The following is a 19,054-nucleotide window of genomic DNA, read 5'->3' as shown; positions in this document are numbered from 1 at the left end:
CGGTTGAATACGGCCCCCTCTTGACCCGGGTACATCCGGCAGCGCGTCGGCACGAGGAAGAGACGTCGAGCCTGGCGTATAAGTGGAGAGAGTAGTCCCGCAGCACGGGAAGCGGAACTGTCCGGCAAAAGGAGGAAGCAGGTGCGGCGCAGCGTACCCATGCAGCGGCTGGAAGGGCTTGTCGATCCGCGGCAAGGACTAAGCGCGGCCGAGGCCCAGGCGCGCCTGGCTCGCTACGGCCCCAACGCCATCATCCCGGGGATACGCAGCGGCTGGCGCACGACCCTGGCGGATACGCTGCGTGACCCCATGCTGTGGTTCCTGCTGGCCACCGGTGCGCTGTTCACGCTCATCGGCAGCTACACCGAGGCGCTGGTCATGCTGCTGGCCCTGGTGCCGCTGTTCGGCATGGACGCCTACCTGCACCGGCGTACCCAGGCGTCGGTGGAAGGGCTCAGCGGTCGACTCGCGACCACCGCCCGGGTGCTGCGCGACGGCGCTCAGCAGACCGTGGCGGCCGAGGGTCTGGTGCCGGGCGATCTCGTGCTGGTGAACTCCGGCGAGTTCTTTCCGGCCGATGGCCTGATCGTCGCGGGCGAGGAGCTGCAGGTGGATGAGTCCACCCTCACTGGCGAGGCCTGGCCGGTACGCAAGCAGGTGGTTGAAAGGGCGCGACCCGCCACCACACGCGAGACGTCGGTCGAGGAGGTGCATTGGGGCCTGGCCGGCACTCGTCTGTTGACGGGCCATGCCTGGCTGCGCATCGCCCTGACCGGCGCCGAGACCCTCTACGGCGAAGTGGTGCGCTCGGCGGTGGCGGGCACCCACGCCCAGACCCCGTTGCAGCGCTCGGTGGCGCATCTGGTCAAGGTGCTGATCGTCGCGGCGATCGTGTTCTGCCTGGCGCTGGCGTGGCTGCGCTATCACCAGGGCCACGGTCTCGTGGACGCCCTGCTCAGTGCACTCACTCTGGCCATCGCCGCCCTGCCCGAAGAGTTTCCCGTGGTGCTCACCTTCTTTCTCGGCGTAGGGGTCTACCGCCTCGCCCGTCGTCACGCCCTGGTGCGACGCAGCCTGGTGGTGGAGAACATCGGCCGCGTGACCTGCATCTGCTCGGACAAGACGGGTACCCTCACCGAGGGGCGCCTGAGGCTGACCCACCTGCGCCCGGCGCCGGGCCTGAGCGAAGCTCGCCTGCGGGGGCTGGCGGCGGCCGCGTCCCAGGCCGACAGCGGCGACCCGCTGGACGAGGCCGTGCTGGCGGACTGCCCCCCGGCGGAGGCGCGCCTGGTGGCCCGCTTCCCGTTCACCGAGGATCGGCGCAAGGCCACCATGGTGAGCGCGCAGGCGGACGGCCTGCTGGTCGCGGTGAAGGGTGCACCGGAAGTGGTGCTGGGGCTCTGCGAGCTGCCGGAATCCGATCGGGGCGACTGGCTGGCGGCGGTGGAGACCTTCAGCAACGACGGCCACAAGGTGATCGGCTGTGCTTACCGCACGCTCGCCGCCGAGGCCTGGACCGGCGGCGAACCGGACCGGGAGCTGCACTTCGCCGGGCTGCTGGCCTTCGAGGACCCGGTGCGCCGGGGGGTCCCGGAGGCCGTGGCGGCCTGCCGGGCGGCGGGCATCCGTGTCATCATGGTCACCGGCGACCACCCCGGAACGGCTATTGCCATCGCCCGTGAGCTGGGGCTTGGCGGTGAGCAACCGCAGGTGATCACGGGAGACGAACTCGCGGCACGGATAGCACGCAGCGAGCCTGTCGCCGACGGGATCGACATCGTCGCACGGACCCTACCGGCACAGAAGCTCGCCCTGGTGCGCGCCCTGCAAGAGGGCGGGGAGATCGTCGCGGTAACCGGCGACGGGGTCAACGACGTGCCGGCCCTGCAGGCCGCTGACATCGGCATCGCCATGGGGGAGCGCGGTACCCGCAGCGCGCGGGAGGTGGCTTCCATCGTGCTGCTGGACGACGACTTCGGCAGCATCGTCGGGGCCATCGCCGAGGGGCGCCGGCTGTTCACCAACCTGCAACTGAGCTTCCAGTACCTGCTCATGGTGCACATCCCGCTAGTGATCACCGCCGCCCTGATACCGATGCTGGGCTACCCCCTGCTCTACCTGCCGATCCACATCGTGTGGCTGGAGCTGATCATTCACCCGACCGCACTGCTGGTGTTCCAGAACCTGCCATCGCGTCAGGCCATGGGGCCACCCCCGCCAAGAGGAACGCAACCGCGCTTCTTTGACCGCCGCGAGTGGTGGGGAATCCTGGCGGTGGGCGCAGTAGTGACCCTGGTGGTCACGAGCACCTACCTGAATGGCCTCGGCGCCGACTATGCCGTCGACCATGCCAGGACCGTGGCGCTGCTCTCGCTAATCTTCGCCGGGGCAGGGATCACGGCAGCGTTGAGCCGCCTGCGCCACGTCGCGGCATGGCTCATGGCGCTCGCCCCCCCGGCGCTCTCGGCGCTGCTGGTCCACACGCCCGGGCTCGGCACACTGCTGCATCTGCAACCGCTGCATCTGGAAGATTGGCTACTGGTGTTGGGCGGCAGTCTGCTCTCCGCACTGCTGGTGCGCCTCGGCCGGTTCCCTTCGCAGGCCCAACGCTCCTGGCTTCAACGTACTCGACGAGGATGAAGAGAAGCGCTACATCAATAGGTATAACCACGAAGCGAAAAAGCCAACCCAACTACGCGAACCGCATGCCCCCACCAAGGCGGCCGTTTGCAGAGCTTCATGCACACGATCTCTTTTGGAGCAGAGCGATGACCAGGCGCATTGCAATAATCCAGGGGCACCCGGATTCGGCAGGCCACCACCTCCTGCACACAATGGCAGCTACGTATGCCGAAGGTGCGGCTTCAAAGAGACATGAAGTGCACCGCATTGAAGTAGTGCAAGCTTGCCGAGTCGCTTCCTACGACTTAGCCCTGTAATAAACGAAGCAGACGACGATCGGAGGTGTGGCGGCATTGACAATGTCATCCGACGAGGAGGCTGGCGAAGAAATGGGCCACGCCTGCCACGAAGTGAGCCCGCAGACGACTCCCGAGGTCGAGATGCTCGACGCCTACTCGCGAGCCGTCATCGCCGTCGTGGACGCGGTGGGGCCCGCTGTCGTCAGCCTGTTTACCGGCGGCGACCCGAGCCGCGGCGCGGCCGAGCGCCAAGGCGCCGGCTCGGGTGTCATTATTACCCCCGATGGGTATCTGCTGACCAACAGCCATGTGGTCGGCAAGACCAAGCAGCTGAGAACGGTTTTCACCAGCGGACGCAGGGCAGCCGCGGCGCTGGTGGGGCGCGATCCTGACACCGACTTGGCCGTGCTGCGGGCCGAGACCACCGCCCTGCCCTACGCCACACTGGGAGACTCCGGCAATCTTCGCGTTGGCCAGCTGGTGATTGCCATGGGCAATCCTCTGGGTTTCGAGTCGACCGTTTCCACCGGCGTCATCAGCGCCCTCGGGCGCGCCTTTCGCAGCCAGAATGGACGGCTGATCGAGAATGTCATCCAGCACACCGCCCCCCTCAATCCCGGGAACTCGGGAGGGCCGCTGCTGGACTCGCGGGGCCGGGTGATCGGCATCAACACGGCCATCATTGCCGCTGCTCAAGGGATCGGCTTCGCCATACCGGCAAACACGGCCAAGTGGGTGGTGTCTCACCTGATCAGCCACGGTCGGGTAAGACGCAGTTACCTGGGCATCCACGCCCGTGACCGGAAGCTGGACCGGCGGCTGACCCGGCTGCTCGGCCTGGAGCAGGAGACAGCGGCCGAAGTCATGACGGTGGATGCGCAAGGTCCAGCCAGCCAAGCCGGGCTCAAGGAGGGTGACCTCATCGTCGCCATCGACGAGAAAATCCTGGCCGGCGTCGACGATCTCCAGCGGTCGTTGGCGGAACACAAGCCCGGAATCGCCATCAAGCTGATGTTCATCCGCAGACTTGAGTTACGCAACCTGATGATCGTGCCGGTGGAAGCGAGCTGAAGCGCCCCGCGCCTGACAATGAGCCCTATCGCATCATGCCTCCCGAGGCTTCCCTCGATGGCTTCGTTTCGGGAACAGCCGGCCGATCACGGTGTTCCGCCTGCCTTTTCATGGCCTTGTCTCGTCGTGAACGATACGCCCATCCACCAGTTCGATGACCCGATCGCAGCGCGCCGAAATTCGCGGATCGTGGCTGACGATCAGCACTGCACAGTCGTGCTCGGCATTGAAGCGACGAAACAGCTCGAACACTTCATCGGCACTGGCGGTGTCGAGGTTGCCGGTGGGTTCGTCGGCCAGCAGCAGCACCGGCTGGGTGACCAGGGCGCGAGCGATTGCCACGCGCTGCTGCTGACCTCCCGAGAGTTCGTTGGGCCGCCGGGACGCAAAGGCCGCTAGCCCTACTGCGGCCAGCAGCTCCCTGGCCCTGTCGATCATCGCGGCAGTCGGCCGACCTTGCCGGATCATCAGCGGCATCAGCACGTTGTCCAGCACGCTGAAGGCCTGGATCAGGTGATGAAACTGGAAGACCAGGCCGATCGTGCCGCCCCGCAGGTCGGTGCGTTCCTGGTCATCCATGGCGCTGGTCGGCCGCTCGAGGACGAACAGCTCCCCCGATGTCGGCGTGTCGAGCAGGCCGATGAGGTTGAGCAGCGTGCTCTTGCCCGAGCCGGAGGGTCCGGTGAGGCTGGCAAAGGTGCCGCGATCGAGGCGCAGGTCGATCGCATGCAGCACTTCGTTCTCCACCGGGGTGCCTACGTCATACGCCTTGCACACGCCGGCCAGCCGCAGCACCTCGTTGCCCTGAACCTCGTGGCTCTCAATTTCATGGCTCTCAGACATGGCGAATGGCCACTGCAGGGTCGAGTCGGGCCGCGCGGCTGGCGGGCCAGGCGGCGGCTGCGAGGCCCGCCATACCGGCCAGCGCCATGGCCGCCGGAATGAGCCAGGGGTTGAAGCCGATCACGAACAGGCGGGGACCGAACACGTCGAAGGCCAGCACCAGCAGCGAGCCTAACAGCGCCCCCAGTCCCCCGCCGGCCAGTCCCAGCAATGCCCCCTGGATCAGAAACACGCGCAGGATTCGCCCCCGGCCGAGGCCCATTGCCCGCAGGATGCCGATCTCGCGGGTTCGCTGCACCACGCTGACCGCCAGTACGCTGGCGATGCCGAATGCCACGGAAAGGCTGACGAAGCTGCGAATCATGGTCGTGGAGAGGGTCTGGGAGCGCAGTGCATTGAGCAGCTGTGCATTCGTCTCCATCCAGCTCTCCGCGCGCTGTCCGGTCAGCGCTCCGAGGCGAAGCGCCAGCCGGTCGGCAGCGAACACCTCCGCTACGGTGAGTTCGAGCGCCGTCACGCCCCCGGGCAGGTCGAGGAGGCTGCGAGCCTCGTCCAGGTCGAGGTACATGAGCCGATTGTCGATCTCGCGTACCCCTAGCTCGAAGATACCTGCCACGGTCATGACCACGGTACGCTCCCCGGCGGTGTCGAGACGCATCCGGTTACCGCTCTGAAGGCCCAGGTCATCGGCCAGCTCCCGGCCGATCAGGATCTCTCCGGGACGCAGCCGGAACACGCCTTCGACCATGTGATCGGCAATGGGCAGTATGGCCCGCAGCCGCTCCGCGTCGGCCCCGATGATCGAGACCGAGCGATTGGCGCTGCCGCGCACCGCCAGGGCCGGACCGCTGATCGTCGGCGATACCGCGGTCACGCCCGGCCAGCGGTCGAGCACGGGCACCAGCGCCTGCCAGTTGTCGATGGAGCGCAAGCGCTGCGGTCTGCTGTCCTCCAGCACCAGGGCGATCGGCGCCGGCTCCTGCAGCTGCAGTACGCGATTGAACTCCTCGGGCGGCAGCAGGCGAATGTGGGCCTGCGTGCCCAGGGTGCGCTCGATGATGTTGGCTTGCAGCCCGGTAATGAGGGCACTGATGAAGACCACCACGGCTGCCCCCACCATGATGCCGACCAGCATCAGGGCGGTCTGGGCGCGGCCATCACGCAACAGGCTCCAGGCGATGAACCCTTCGATCCACATGAGCGTCACCGAATGAAGGAAAAAGGCTCCCGGGACGGGGCGGACGCCCCCTGCACCGGGTGGTCGGTGATGCGGGGCCGGATACGCTGCCCCGGGCTGAGACCAGGGTCGGCCAGCACGATCTCTCTCGCCGTCAACCCTGCGGTGATCTCGGTGTGGAGCAACCCCTTCAGCCCCAGGGTCACGCTGCGAGGTGAAACACGGCCCGCCTCGACCCCGTACACTCGGGCAGAGGCGCCCTCGACCCCGAATAGGGCATCGTTGGGCACGACCAGCGCCCGCTCAAGGTGCGCAGTTTCCACATTGACCGAGACGGTCATGTCCTCGCGCAGGAACCAGGGTTCCTCCTCCATGACCAGCCTTACGTCCACGGTGCCGCGGGCGGCGTCGATGATCGGTGCGATCAGGCTGATTGTGGCGTCGAACGGCTGGTCGGGATAGGCGTCGGTGACGCAGCGGGCACGCTGCCCCACGGCGAGCTGGCCAAGGTGTCGCTCGTCGAACGGCACCCGCAGTTCACGCTGCCCGGTGCGAGCGATCTCCAGCAGTACCCTGCCGGGCTGCACCACATCCCCCGGCTCCACGTTACGGGTCAGTACCGTGCCGGTGACCGGAGAGTGGATGACGGCACGCTCCAGGGCGGCCTCGGCAGCGGCCAGCCGTGCCCGCAGCAGCGCCTCCTCAGCACCGCCCGGTGCCAGCGCTTCCACGTCGAGGCGCGAACGCTCCAGGGCGGCCCGGGCCGCGGCTTCGCGCTCTTCGGCCTGCTCTACCGCCTGGCGAGAGACCATGTTGCTCTCCACCAGGCGGCGGGCACGCTCATGTTCGCGCCGGGCCTGCTCGAAATGCGCCCTGGCGTCGGCAAGTCCGGCTTCGGCCTGGGGTCGGCGTGCGCTCTCCAACTGGCGGAGTGCCGCACGGGTCTCCTGCACGCGCTCGACAAGTTCCGATGAATCGAGCACCACCAGGACGTCGCCGGGCTCGACTTGCTGCCCTTCGCGTACCAGGCGCTCGGTTACCCGCCCCACGATCTCGCTGCCGATCTGCGCCCGCGACGAGGCCACCACCCGGCCGCTGGCCACTACTTGCTGGGTCAACGCGCCCTCTTTCACTTCATATGCCGTGGCAGCGACAGGCATCCGCCAGTAGACGAGCCCGGCGGCCAGCAGGGCGACCAGCGCAGCGAGGAGAACGATCCATCGGCTCATGGGCATCTCACGTACTGCCGCCATCCATCGCGTAACGTCAGGAAGAGAGCACCGTCCCGGACGGTTTCATGGCGGGGAATTCGTCGGCGGTCAGCGTCTCGCGCTCAAGCAGCTTGGTGGCGCCGGCGGTCAGCTCATCTCGGCGCCGCTCCAGTATCTGAGATGCCTGGGTATAGGCATCTGCCACCAGGTCGCGCACCGCGAGATCGATCTCGCGCCCGGTCGCTTCGGCATAGTCCTTGGGGTGCGCCGTGCCGTAGAAATCGTTTCCCAGGAAGGCTTGTCGATCTTCTTCATAGACTACCTGACCGACGGAGTCCGCCATGCCGAAGCGGGTCACCATGCGCCGTGCGATGTCGGTGACCTTGGCCAGGTCATCGGCTGCGCCGGTGGAAATTTCGCCGAAAATGAGCTGCTCGGCGGCCCGTCCGCCCATGAGCACGACCATTCGATTCCTGAGTTCGGTGGTGGTCTGCAGGAAGCGATCCTCGGTCGGCCGCTGGATCGTATAGCCGAGTGCCCCCACGCCGCGCGGTATGATCGAAACCTTGTGGACGGGATCCATGCCGGGTAGCGCCGCCGCCACCAGGGCATGCCCCATTTCATGGTGCGCCACCACCGCGCGCTCATGCGGGTTCAACAACCGGCTCTTCTTCTCGAGCCCCGCGACGATGCGCTCGATGGCATTGGTGAAGTCCGCCATGGTCACGGCGTCGGCCTCCCGCCGGGTCGCCAGCAGTGCCGCCTCGTTCACCAGGTTGGCAAGATCGGCCCCGGTAAAGCCGGGGGTCAGCGCCGCCAGATGGTCGAGATCGACATCGGCGCCCAGCTGCCAGATCTTCTTGATATGCACCTCGAGAATGGCGAGACGCCCGCTGCGCTCGGGCCTGTCGACCAGCACCTGGCGGTCGAAGCGCCCGGCGCGCAGCAGAGCAGGATCCAGGATCTCCGGCCGGTTGGTCGCCGCCAACAGCACGATGCCTTCGGAAGGGTCGAACCCATCGAGCTCGGAGAGTAGCTGGTTCAGGGTCTGTTCCTTCTCATCGTACCCCCCCGTAATACCGGGGCCGCGTGCCCTGCCGAGCGCATCCAGCTCATCGATGAAGATGATGCAGGGCTTGGTGCTGGCCGCCTGTGCGAACAGATCCCGCACCCTGGCGGCTCCGACACCGACGAACATTTCCACGAACTCCGAGCCGGAGATGGAGAAGAACGGCACCCCGGCCTCGCCGGCAACGGCCCGCGCCAGCAGGGTCTTGCCGGTGCCGGGCGGGCCGACCAGCAGAATGCCCTTGGGAATATGGGCGCCCAGGCGGCCATATGTCTTGGGATCGCGCAGGAAGGCGACGATCTCCTTGAGTTCCTCCTTGGCCTCATCAACACCGGCAACGTCGTCGAAGGTGACCTTGGTGTCGGTTTCTACATAGACCTTGGCCTTGGACTTGCCAACGGACATCAGCCCGCCCAGGCCCTGCTTCTCGGCGAAGCGGCGGAAGAAGAACATCCAGATCAGGTAGAAGATGCCGATGGGCAGCACCCAGGACATCAGGTTTCTGAAAAAGGTGCTTTCGACTTCGCCGTCGTATTGGATGCCGTGCTGGGTCAGCATGTCCGCGAGCGGCGGGTCTACCCGATAGGTGATGAAAGAAGTACGCCCATCGGGCTGCGGTTGAGTGAACTTACCGACGATGCGCTCAGGTCCCACCACGACGTCAGTGATCTTGCCTTCATCCAGCAGCTGTACGAATTCCGAATACGGTATTGGTTCCACATGACGCCAGTTCTCGAACCAGTTTAGAAAAGCCAGCCAAAGCAGGACCGCGGCGACCGCATACGCGAGATTGATCCGCTGCTTCTTGTCCATCTCAAGCCACCGCCCAAGCGCTCAATGAGATTCACCTGATCATAGCCCACGAGGCCAGAATAGAACGGAGGTAGGCCGAGGTTCTTGATCCCAGGCAAGTTTGATGAATGTCAATGGCCGAAGCGACGAAGCCTGCAATACTGGTGCTTGAGCTTACCGGACCACCGCGACGGCGATCGCCCGCGGCCACCCCGTCTCGATCATGGAGGCCATGCCATGTCGCCCAATTCACCCAACCCGCCCAATCCCGATGTCGCTCCCTGTGAACGTCTTCCCGCTACCGCGGAGCGCCCCAACCCAGGGTTCTACTCCACCCATGCGCTGGATCGCGCCTTCAAGGCCAATCTGGCCAGGCTGACCGCCGGCATCACTCCGGCCGGCCTGGCCAGCGTCTATTTCGAGTGGCTGGTCCACCTGATGCTCTCCCCGGGCAAGCAACTGGAGCTGGGCGAGAAGTACGCTCGCAAGCTGACGCGCTTCGGCCACTATATCAATCGTCAGGCTCTCGAACCCAGCGCCTGCGCCTGTATCGAGCCCCTGGAGCAGGATCAACGTTTCAGGGGCGAGGCGTGGCAGCGCTTGCCCTATAACCTGATCTACCAGTCCTTTCTCTTGACGCAGCAGTGGTGGCACAACGCCACCAGCGACATCGACGGCCTCTCGCCCGACAGCGAACGGGTAGTGAACTTCATCACCCGTCAGATCCTCGATCGTTATTCCCCCTCCAACTCCCCGTGGCTGAACCCCGAGGTCGTCGCGGCCACCCTTGCGACCGGCGGGCAGAATCTGGTGGTCGGCTGGCAGCACTTCATCGAGGACTGGGAGCGGGCCGTGTCCGGCAAGCCGCCGGTCGGCGCCGAAGCATTCCGTGTGGGGAAGAACCTGGCGATCACTCCCGGCAAGGTGGTCTACCGAAACCGACTCATCGAGCTGATCCAGTACACCCCGACGACGAAACAGGTCTACGCCGAGCCGGTGCTGATCGTGCCCGCCTGGATCATGAAGTACTACATTCTCGACCTCACGCCCGCCCAATCCCTGGTCAAGTACCTGATGGACCAGGGCCATACCGTGTTCATGATCTCCTGGCGTAACCCGGGCTCGGAGGAGCACAACTTGGGCATGGAGGATTACCGCCGGCTGGGGCCGATGGCGGCGCTGGACGCGGTCTCCGCCATCACGGGCGGCAGCAAGGTGCACGGCGTGGGTTACTGCCTGGGAGGCACGCTGCTCTCCATCGCCGCGGCCGCCATGGCGCGGGATGGCGACGACAGGCTGGCTACCCTTACTACCCTGGCCACCCAGGTGGACTTCACCGAAGCCGGCGAATTGATGCTGTTCATCGGCGAAAGCCAGGTGGCCTACCTGGAAAACATGATGTGGGATCAGGGCTATCTCGACGGCTTTCAGATGGCCGGCGCGTTCCAGATCCTGCGCTCCAACGACCTGATCTGGTCGCGCATCGTGCACGACTATCTACTGGGCGGACGTCAGCCCATGAACGCCCTCATGGCCTGGAATGCGGACCTGACCCGCATGCCCTACCGCATGCACTCCGAGTATCTGCGCCAGCTGTTCCTCAACAACGACCTAGCCAACGGCCACTATCGAGTGGACGATCGGCCCGTGGTGATACAGGACATTCGCGCGCCGCTGTTCGTCGTCAGCACGACTACCGATCATGTTGCCCCGTGGAAATCCGTCTACAAGATCCATCTGCTGGCGGATGCCGACGAGGTGACCTTCGTACTGACCAGCGGCGGCCACAATGCCGGGATCGTCAGCGAGCCGGGGCACCCCGGTCGCCGCTTCCGGATGGATACGCCACGGCATGGCAAGGCGTACCTGGATCCGGAAACCTGGCAACAGATCACGCCCGAGCAGGATGGCTCATGGTGGCCGGCCTGGCATCGGTGGCTGGCGGCCCACTCCAGCGAACAGGTGGCGCCGCCTGCCATGGGCGGCGAACAGCACCCTCCCCTCGCCGATGCGCCGGGAAACTACGTGCTGGCGCCATGAGCGGAGGACGACTTGGGCGATTCAGCCATCGCTCCCCGAGGGCGATGCATGTCCTCAGCTCTGCAGGATGAGGTCGCCCTGCTCGAGCGCGTTGACCCCCAGCACGGCAAGCTGCAGATCGACGACTCCGTCGCCGTTGACGTCCGCCTGCAGGGTATTCCCTGAATTGCGCAGCTCGCCGCCGTCGCCGCTGAAGCCTTCTTCGCCGCGCCAGGTAAACGCTTGGGGGCCCTCCAGTTCGCTGTTGGCGTCGATCGCGGAGAGGTCGATTCGGTCGCCTTCGAGGCGGTTGAAATCGAGCAAGGTGTCCTGGCGTTGTGGGGTTGAATCCCACGTGGAAAGGTACGTGAAGACATCGGCGCCCGCCCCGCCGGTCAGCGTATCGGCACCGCTGCCGCCCACCAGGCGGTCGTTGCCTGCGCCGCCGGTGAGGTAGTCGTCGCCGCGCAGGCCGTTCAGGGTGTCGTCGCCGTCAGTGCCAGTCAGGGTACTGCCGGTTTGCCCCGTAACGGGGTTGCCGTCGCTATCCACCACCTGCTCGATCTCCGATGGGTCGAGCTTGGCGGGCTCGGCCTGACCCTCCACCACGACGTCATCCGGTAGGTGCTGCTGCTCGTCGTAGACACGGTAGCTGAAGCGCCACACCTCGCCGGGTTGAAGCACGGTGGCGTCGTCATTCGAGACACGGTAGCGCTCGCCGTCACGCTCCAGCACGCCGTTCCACAGCGTGTCGACGTCGGTGGGCAGCGCGAAGTCTACGACGGGATCGGCGATGGCATCGGTAGAGGTGTTCTCGACCAGTACCTCGGTCGTATAGCCGCCCGACCACTCGCTGATAATGTTGCTGGTCACGGCGGTCGGCTCGTTCGCCGGCACCTGGGGCGTGCCCTCCACCACGGCATTCGCCGGCAGCGCCTGGCTGGTGTCGTAGGCCTTGTAGGAGAAACGCCAGCTTTCGCCGGGTTGCAGCGTGGTCGGGTTGTCGTCGGAGACGGTATAGCGATTGCCGTCGCGCGTCGCCGTGCCGTTCCATAGCGTGTCGATCTCGCCGGGCAGGTCGAAGCTGATCGAGGGGCTGTCGATGGCCAGGTTGGAGCTGTTCTCGACGATCACCTCGGCGGTGTAGCCGCTCGACCAGGTACTCGTGAGGTTGCTGGTAATACTCGTCTCGGTGCCGAGCTCGGATTCGCTCTCCCTGCCGGCGACGAGCTGATCCAGGTCCACCTCGAGTTCCTGCCCATCAAGACGCAGCCTCTGTGGCAGGTGGCTCTCGGGTGCATAGGCCTTGAAGGAGAAGCGCTGAGTCTCGCCCGGCGTCAGTGTATCGTCCCCGGACAGCGCCAGGGAGTATGTATCGCCCTCATGCGCGAGCAGGTTTGCCCCATAGAACTGGGTGATCTCGGCGGGTAGTTCGAAGTCGATTCGCGGGTCCTCGATGTTCGAGTCGGTTTCGTTGGTGATCTCGACGGCCATCACGTAGCCGCTCGCCCAGCGGCTGACGCTCTCGAAGTGCACCGCCGCGGCGATATCGTCCGCCGGCGGTTCGCCCGGCGTTTCCGGTGGTGCCTCGTCGTCTGGAAAGCGAATGATATCGTCGGCGAGGATTTCATCGGCGGTGGGTATCTCCGGCGCCGCACCGGACGTGACCGTGCGCGATTCGATGTCGAGCACGGTGCCGTCGGCGAACACCGCACGCTCTACGTCGACCAGCAGGTCGTCGTCGCCCCAGCCATCCAGGAACAGGCCACCATCCGGCGTGGGCTGCAGGTCATAGGCCGCATAGTCGCCCATCATCAGCGCCGTGTCGTTGCCTGGCCCGCCCTCCAGACGGTCATTGCCCGGGCCGCCGCGCAGGATGTCGTCGCCGGCGCCGCCGAGCAGGGTGTCGTGGCCCCTGGCCCCGTCCAGATAGACACCATCGTCGGAGCCCGGCACCACGTCGTTGCGCCGTGACCCGACCACGTAGTCGAACATTACCTGGTTGGCGGTGGGATCGGTCGGCGCGCCAAAGCTCTCCCCGCCCTGGTTGATCCACAGGGTAGGCGACATGTTATCGCTCGCCGGGTCGCGCACGGATTGCGAGACCCTCACCGTATTGTCATGGTCCTGGCCGCCATGGAAGTTGATGTCGCGGTCGGTGTACTCGACGTGGATGTCGTTGCCCACGGAGGAGCGCCAGGAGGCGAACAGCGCGCTGTGGCGCATGCCGCTGTCGCTCAGGTCGGTGAAGGTGCCATCGTAGCTTTCGAACAGCTCGTAGGCGTAGCCGTTGCCGCCACTCCCCTTGTTGAAGGCACCCTCGGCATGGAGGTTCTCGGCCTGCAGGTCGACGGAGCGATTGGCAACGAAGGCGACCGAAGGGCCGTTGGCCACCTCGACATCGGCGACCCTCGCGTCCACGGTGCCGTTGAACTCGACGGCGTGATAGTCCAGCAGCGACGGCAGCGTATTGTTGAACGCGCCCGCATCGGGCGTGCCGAGCGGATAGTTGATGGAGACCCCTTCCAGGGCAACGTTCTCAAGGGCATCGACGCGCTGGATCCTGGCCTCGCCGCCGTCGAAATCGAAGTGTACGCCCCGGTCGAGGGTGACCGTGCTGCCGTCGCGCTCGAGGACTCGCGCCATGCTGGTGCGCAGCGGCGCGTACTGGCTTCCCTGCCAGGAGGTGTTGCCGATCTCCTCGAAGTACTCGGCATCGTTGTCCTGCCAGATGCGCACCATGTCACCGGTGGCCAGGCCATGGCCACTCTCGAGGGTCAGCGTGTCGTTGCCCTCCGCGGCATCCGCCTGCAGCCGGCCGGCGCTGGCCGTGCCTTTCCCCTCGAACAGCAGACCATGGGCATCGTCGCGCTCCAGCGCCGTGTCGCTGAAGGTGATGGTCGTCTTGCCGCTGCCGGCACCGATCAGCGAGACATCCGAGCGTGTGACGCTCACCGAATCGTCGTAGACGTACTCGCCCTCGGCCAGGCGCACGCTGGCTCCCTTCGGTGCGCCGTTGAGCAGGGTTTCCAGTTCCGCCGCGGAGACGCCGGGCTCGACCGTGGCCACGCCGTCGATGAACGCCTCGTCGACGCTGTCGGGTTCGTCGACCTCGGGAGATTCGACGATCATCGGTTGATCGTTGACGCTGAAGCGGGTCGGCATCTGCGAACTGCCATCGACGCTCTTGACCTTGAAGCTGACCGCCTGCCCCGGCGCGATGTCGTTGTCCGCATCATCGTCCATGATCTCGTAGCGCTGGCCTTCGTGAACGCTTATTCGGCCGCCCCAGAGATCCGTTATCGAGCCTGGCAGGTCGAACCCCACCCGATAATCGTCGATGGGCAGCGTACCTTCGTTGGTCACCGTGACCTCGAAGACGAAACCACTATTCCACTGGCTCGTCACCGTGTAACCGACACGCGCCGACATGCCACCCTCCCTGTGCAATGGAACGAGTTTTCTAGTTAATAAGTACTAAGGCTATCTAATGCTTCAGGCTAGATACGCAGCGAAGCCCCGGCAAGCGAGGCGAAGCGCTAGCGCAGTAGGCCAGCACCGCGCCGATCGGGAAGGTCAGCGCCCATTCAATCCCTGCCCGAAAGGTTGCTTGGGATGCACTTCTCAATTCGAGATACACGGGTGCTGGACTGCTTGGCGCTGCTGAAGTGCAGAAGGTAGCCTCTTTTCCGTCCCGGCGTGAGTGCTTCGAAGGCGGCCTTCAGTTCAGGGTCTCTTTCCAAGGCCGATTGGAGCTCTTCCGGATATGACAGCTCATGCTTCTCGCTGAAATCCGCCTTGGCGCCGGCCTTCTCCAGCTCTATGGCCTCATGGAGATTGGCGCTCAACGTGGCAGCCTGTGCATCGGTGGCTGGCGGCCCACTCCACGGAACGGGTGGCGCCGCCCGCCATGGGCGGCGAACAGCACCCTCCCCTCGCCGATGCGCCGGGAAACTACGTGCTGGCGCCATGTGCGTAGGACTCAGAAATGCTTGCTCATCACCACCACGCGGGGCTCATAGCCCAGCGCTTCATAAAAGCGAATGGCCTGTTCGTTTCGTGCCAGCACCTTTAACTCGATCTTGTAGGTGCCACATTGGGCAACATAGCGTTCCGCTTGCTCCACGAGTAAGCGCCCCACTCCGAGATGGCGGCTCTCTGGCCGCACGAAGAGTTCCGCCATGAAGCTGAATGGGTCCGGCCTCTCGTCCGGGTCATCGGGGGAAACGTAACCCCAAAGGCACACGTATCCGACCAACCCGCTGCCATCCTCGGCAACGAATACCGCGCCGTTCGTGCTTTCTACCTTTGCCATCAGCTCTTGGAAATAGCCTTCGATGATCTCATCCCCGGGTGCAAGGTCGGCATCGAACGACCGCAGGGTCTCATGCAGGTAGAGGACCAGGCTGCGGAGTGCAGCGCAGTCCGCCTGGCGGTAGAGTCGAATCGTCACCATCAGTGTCGCCCTCATGCCCCTCAGGGCGATTTGTTGCACAGGATAAAGCCGGAGCAGGGCATACAGTGAACGCCTCCTTTCCGTTACACCAAGGTTTCGTACAGAAGAAGAGTTCGCCCATCATGCTCGGTTTTTCCAAAGCATGAGTAACCCACCTTTTCGTACACATGCCTGGCACGATGGTTGGTTTCGAAGACGTCCAGCCAGATTCGCTTTCTTCCTAACTCACTACGGCACAGCTCTCGTATACCCTCCAAGACTCGCACACCAATGCCACGCCCTGGAGCTGACACGACGATTCGGCGAAGCTCAACGCTCACACCATCCGGGTCTAGCGCCAGCATGACAAAGCCAACCAGGACTTTCCCGTTACGAACAGCCTTGTAGATTACAGCGGACTTCGCATATTCCTGCTGGTGCTTTTCCAGGCTATACGGAATGATGTAGTCGCGCGCCTCTCCGGCTTCCATTGCACCTATAATTTTCAGCTCTTCGAAGAGCACATCCTCCAAAGTCAACGCTTCGACCTGCATCGCACTTCCCCTCAGCACGCTAGCGCCCCCGCCAGTCAGGGCGCTTACGGACTCGCCTTGCCCTGCCGCGGACTAGCCCCATCATAGGCTTCAAAAATGGCATTCAGCTCATCGAAGCTTGCCGCGCTGACCAGGCCTTCGAAGCTTCCTTCCTCCGCCATCATCCTGGCAGCCCGCATGAAGGCGCCCCAGGCGGTACGGGCTAGCGCCGAGCCGACGCTGATTCGTCGCACGCCGAGCTCGGCCAAATCCTGCACGGTCAGCCCCATATTGCCCATCACGATGGCATTGACCGGCTTGGGTGCGACGGCACTGACGATGGCGCCAAGCTCCTTCGGCGTTCGCGGCCCCGGCGCAAAGAGCATGTCTGCGCCGGCCTCGGCGTATGCCGTCAAACGCTGCAGTACGTCCTTCAGCGGTTCGTGGTGGCCCACCAGGTAGCTTTCCGCCCGTGCGGTCAGCAGCACCTGCGCGCCCGTGCCGTCGATGGCGGCCCGGGCAGCGCGAATGCGCTCCACGGCGAGCGCCAGGTCGTATAGCTGCCCGGGTTCTCCGGTGGCGTCTTCGATGGAGAGCCCGGCCACGCCGGTATCGACGCAGCGGGCCACATTGGCCGCCACGCCTTCGGGGTCGTGTGCATAGCCCGTTTGGAAATCCGCACTGACCGGCAGGTCGGTGGCGTTCACCATTTCGGCAATATGAGCAAGTGCCGCTTCGCAAGAGAGGCCCAGCACACTGTCGATCTGGCCCTGGCTGTATTGAAAACCCGCGCTGGTGGTTGCCAGCGCGCGAAAACCGCAGTGCTGGAGAAAACGCGCCGTACCGATGTCCCAGGGATTGGGAATGACGAAGCATCCCGATTCGTGAAGCCTGGCAAATTCCGCGCGGCGCTGCTCAAGATCGACCATGACACCTCCTATCGTGCAACCAGCCCCAGTGAGTGCTTACTAACCCTTCATGTCATATTTCAGCGACCATTCAGACCTTTTCCAGCAAGAATATCGGGCGTGCATTTTTCTATCCGCGACACTCGGGTGCTGGATCGCTTGGCCCCGGAAATGTGCAGGATGTAGCCTCTCTGCCGACCAAGAGTGAGCGCCTCGAAGGCGGCTTTTAGCCCAGCATTTTCGTCAAGAGCCGCCTGGAGTTCTTCGGGGTAAGTCAGCTCATGCTTCTCGATGAAGTCCACCTTGGCGCCCGCCTTCTCCAGCTCTATGGCCTCATGGAGATAGGCGCTCAACGTGGCAGCCTGTGCATCGATCTCTTCCTCCCGAGTGAAGCGGGTTTGGCGCATCGCCTGAGAATGCTCCCCGGGAGCGACGAGGATTCTCGCCGGATCCTTCAACAGGCTACCCTTGAAAAAGCCGAGTGCGCAGTAGTCCTTCATACCGAAGATCATGGCCACGTTTCCATTCTGAAACGAGTAGCAGAGTTTTCCCCACTTGACGCTTTCGCTCAGTTGGCAAGCAAGCGCTATCGCTCTCAGCTTTTTCCGCTCTTCATGCCATTGCGGCTGGCTCAGCAAGGCTTCCACTTTCGGATTCGTATCGTTCATTGTCGTTGTTCTCACAATCGGTGATGCAGCCTACCCAGTCAGTACTTACTTACCTCTAAAGGCCGTTAAACGTACCACCCCACCCCTTCATGGAGCTTTTCTCTGAGTTCCGCCAGCCGGCTTTGAAAGTCGCCGTCCATGTCGAGGGATTGCGTTGTTTCAGCGGGACGCATCATCCCCGAGCGTGCGTATCACTCGGCAGGGGTTGCCAGCGGCGAACACGTCCTCGGGGATGTCCTTGGTCACCACGCTGCCGGCGCCGATGACCGAGCGGGCGCCGATGGTAACGCCGGGGCAGAGAATCGCGCCGCCGCCGATCCAGACATCATCGCCGATAGTAATGGGCTTGGCGGCTTCCAGGCCGCTGCGGCGCTCTTCGACGTCGAGCGGGTGGGTGGCGGTATAGACCTGTACGCTTGGGCCGAACATGGTGTGGTTGCCAATGGTGACTTCCGCCACGTCGAGGATCACGCAGTTGAAGTTCATGAAGACCCGCTCGCCCAGCGTGATGTTGCCGCCGTAGTCGCAGTGGAAAGGCGGCTCGATGAAGGTGCCCTTGCCCATGGCGCCGAACAGCTCGCTCAGAAGCCGCTTGCGCTCTCGGCCCTGATCGTCGCTCGTATCGTTGAAGGCCTTGGTCAGCAGGCGGGCGCGATGGCGCTCGTGCAGCAGTTGGGCATCCCGCGGATCGTAGAGCTCCCCGGCCAGCATCTTCTCTTTTTCCGTGCGCATCGCTTCCTCATCCCGTTGATGTCTTGCGCTCTACATCAAGGAGTTACCCGCCGAAGATTGCCGCCAACCTCGCTCTCGTGACACTTCGGCGGCTCTGGTTCGTCCCCGGTGGCAAGCGAGGCGTTTCGTGTCATGATGCCATGGCAGGCTGCGGTTGGCGGCGTTACAGGAGAATAGAATGGACGAGCTTCCTGGTTCCAGCGACAAGCGTTTACCAAGACGGCACCTGTACCATGATGAATTGCCCAAGGAGCATGAGGATCCACTGATCCGCAATCTGCACCGAGTCATACGGCTGGCCGTCAAGGTTCTCTCGGTGCTGATGGTGATGGTCATCATCTGGGGCGTGATCGACGTGGTGTACATGCTCTACACCCGCCTGATGAGTCCCCCCTTCCTGCTCTTCGAGGTGAGCGACATCTTCGCGATATTCAGTGCCTTCATGGTGGTACTGATCGCGATCGAGATATTCATCAACATTCGCCTTTACCTGGGCACCAACATGCTGCCCATCCAACTGGTCATTGCCACAGCCCTGATGGCAATCGCCCGTAAGGTCATCATCATGGATACCGAGACGGTCACGGCCATGGAGATCTTGGCTATCGCTGCCGTGGTTCTCGCGCTCGGCGTCACCCATTGGCTGGTAGCCAAACGAACCTGATGCCGCAAAGC

15 protein-coding genes are annotated in these 19,054 nt (G+C 64.2%); 4 read left to right on the top strand and 11 right to left on the bottom strand.

Translation table 11 applies throughout. From position 1 onward, the window contains the following. Positions 1-141 precede the first annotated feature (141 nt). Complete coding sequence (locus I4484_RS05725) at positions 142-2,640, top strand: cation-transporting P-type ATPase (RefSeq protein WP_197450027.1); 2,499 nt, start codon at positions 142-144, stop codon at positions 2,638-2,640. A 422-nt stretch (positions 2,641-3,062) separates the two neighbouring features. Then, positions 3,063-3,992 (top strand): S1C family serine protease, encoded by a 930-nt coding sequence (locus tag I4484_RS05720; RefSeq protein WP_197450026.1) that lies wholly within the window; start codon positions 3,063-3,065, stop codon positions 3,990-3,992. A gap of 108 nt (positions 3,993-4,100) precedes the next feature. Here I4484_RS05720 and I4484_RS05715 read toward each other — a convergent pair whose 3' ends face one another. The 4 genes from I4484_RS05715 to ftsH are packed head-to-tail and all read right to left on the bottom strand — an operon-like array spanning position 4,101 to position 9,105. Then, positions 4,101-4,835, bottom strand: coding sequence for an ABC transporter ATP-binding protein (locus I4484_RS05715; RefSeq protein WP_197450025.1), 735 nt, complete (start codon positions 4,833-4,835; stop codon positions 4,101-4,103). Next, complete coding sequence (locus tag I4484_RS05710; RefSeq protein ID WP_197450024.1) at positions 4,828-6,033, bottom strand: FtsX-like permease family protein; 1,206 nt, start codon at positions 6,031-6,033, stop codon at positions 4,828-4,830. Before I4484_RS05710 ends, I4484_RS05715 begins: the two co-directional genes overlap by 8 nt. A 5-nt stretch (positions 6,034-6,038) precedes the next feature. After that, complete coding sequence (locus I4484_RS05705; protein WP_197450023.1) at positions 6,039-7,241, bottom strand: efflux RND transporter periplasmic adaptor subunit; 1,203 nt, start codon at positions 7,239-7,241, stop codon at positions 6,039-6,041. 37 nt (positions 7,242-7,278) lie between these two features. Then, positions 7,279-9,105, bottom strand: a complete 1,827-nt coding sequence (gene ftsH / locus I4484_RS05700; RefSeq protein WP_197450022.1) for an ATP-dependent zinc metalloprotease FtsH — start codon at positions 9,103-9,105, stop codon at positions 7,279-7,281. A 216-nt stretch (positions 9,106-9,321) separates the two neighbouring features. Here ftsH and I4484_RS05695 point away from each other — a divergent pair, with 216 nt between their 5' ends. Next, the gene (locus tag I4484_RS05695) at positions 9,322-11,124 is read left to right on the top strand and encodes an alpha/beta hydrolase (RefSeq protein WP_234283564.1); all 1,803 of its coding nucleotides are present in this window, start codon (positions 9,322-9,324) and stop codon (positions 11,122-11,124) included. A 54-nt stretch (positions 11,125-11,178) separates the two neighbouring features. On the opposite strand, the gene I4484_RS05690 is transcribed toward I4484_RS05695, so the two are convergent. The 7 genes from I4484_RS05690 to I4484_RS05660 all read right to left on the bottom strand — a co-directional run bounded on the left by I4484_RS05690 (position 11,179) and on the right by I4484_RS05660 (position 18,379). After that, complete coding sequence (locus I4484_RS05690; protein WP_197450021.1) at positions 11,179-14,535, bottom strand: cellulose binding domain-containing protein; 3,357 nt, start codon at positions 14,533-14,535, stop codon at positions 11,179-11,181. Between the two features lie 155 nt (positions 14,536-14,690). Then, positions 14,691-14,951, bottom strand: a complete 261-nt coding sequence (locus I4484_RS05685; RefSeq protein WP_234283565.1) for a YdeI family protein — start codon at positions 14,949-14,951, stop codon at positions 14,691-14,693. A 134-nt stretch (positions 14,952-15,085) separates the two neighbouring features. Next, entirely contained in the window at positions 15,086-15,559 is a 474-nt protein-coding gene (locus I4484_RS05680; RefSeq protein WP_197450019.1) for a GNAT family N-acetyltransferase, read from the bottom strand. Between the two features lie 83 nt (positions 15,560-15,642). Continuing rightward, positions 15,643-16,092, bottom strand: a complete 450-nt coding sequence (locus tag I4484_RS05675) for an N-acetyltransferase (RefSeq protein ID WP_197450018.1) — start codon at positions 16,090-16,092, stop codon at positions 15,643-15,645. Positions 16,093-16,136: 44 nt separating this feature from the next. Continuing rightward, positions 16,137-17,000 carry an oxaloacetate decarboxylase gene (locus I4484_RS05670; RefSeq protein ID WP_197450017.1) on the bottom strand — a complete coding sequence of 288 codons (864 nt, stop codon included), beginning with the start codon at positions 16,998-17,000 and terminating at the stop codon, positions 16,137-16,139. Between the two features lie 59 nt (positions 17,001-17,059). After that, entirely contained in the window at positions 17,060-17,647 is a 588-nt protein-coding gene (locus I4484_RS05665; RefSeq protein ID WP_197450016.1) for a YdeI family protein, read from the bottom strand. Between the two features lie 159 nt (positions 17,648-17,806). Further along, positions 17,807-18,379 carry a sugar O-acetyltransferase gene (locus tag I4484_RS05660; RefSeq protein WP_197450015.1) on the bottom strand — a complete coding sequence of 191 codons (573 nt, stop codon included), beginning with the start codon at positions 18,377-18,379 and terminating at the stop codon, positions 17,807-17,809. Positions 18,380-18,557: 178 nt separating this feature from the next. On the opposite strand from I4484_RS05660, the gene I4484_RS05655 reads away from it, so the two are divergent. Then, positions 18,558-19,043, top strand: coding sequence for a phosphate-starvation-inducible PsiE family protein (locus I4484_RS05655; RefSeq protein WP_197450014.1), 486 nt, complete (start codon positions 18,558-18,560; stop codon positions 19,041-19,043). Positions 19,044-19,054 lie beyond the last annotated feature (11 nt).

Source organism: Halomonas sp. SS10-MC5, assembly GCF_015992245.1.
Taxonomy (GTDB): domain Bacteria; phylum Pseudomonadota; class Gammaproteobacteria; order Pseudomonadales; family Halomonadaceae; genus Halomonas; species Halomonas sulfidoxydans.
Note: the sequence above shows the minus strand (reverse complement) of the source record. Positions and strands in the feature narration are given on the sequence as shown.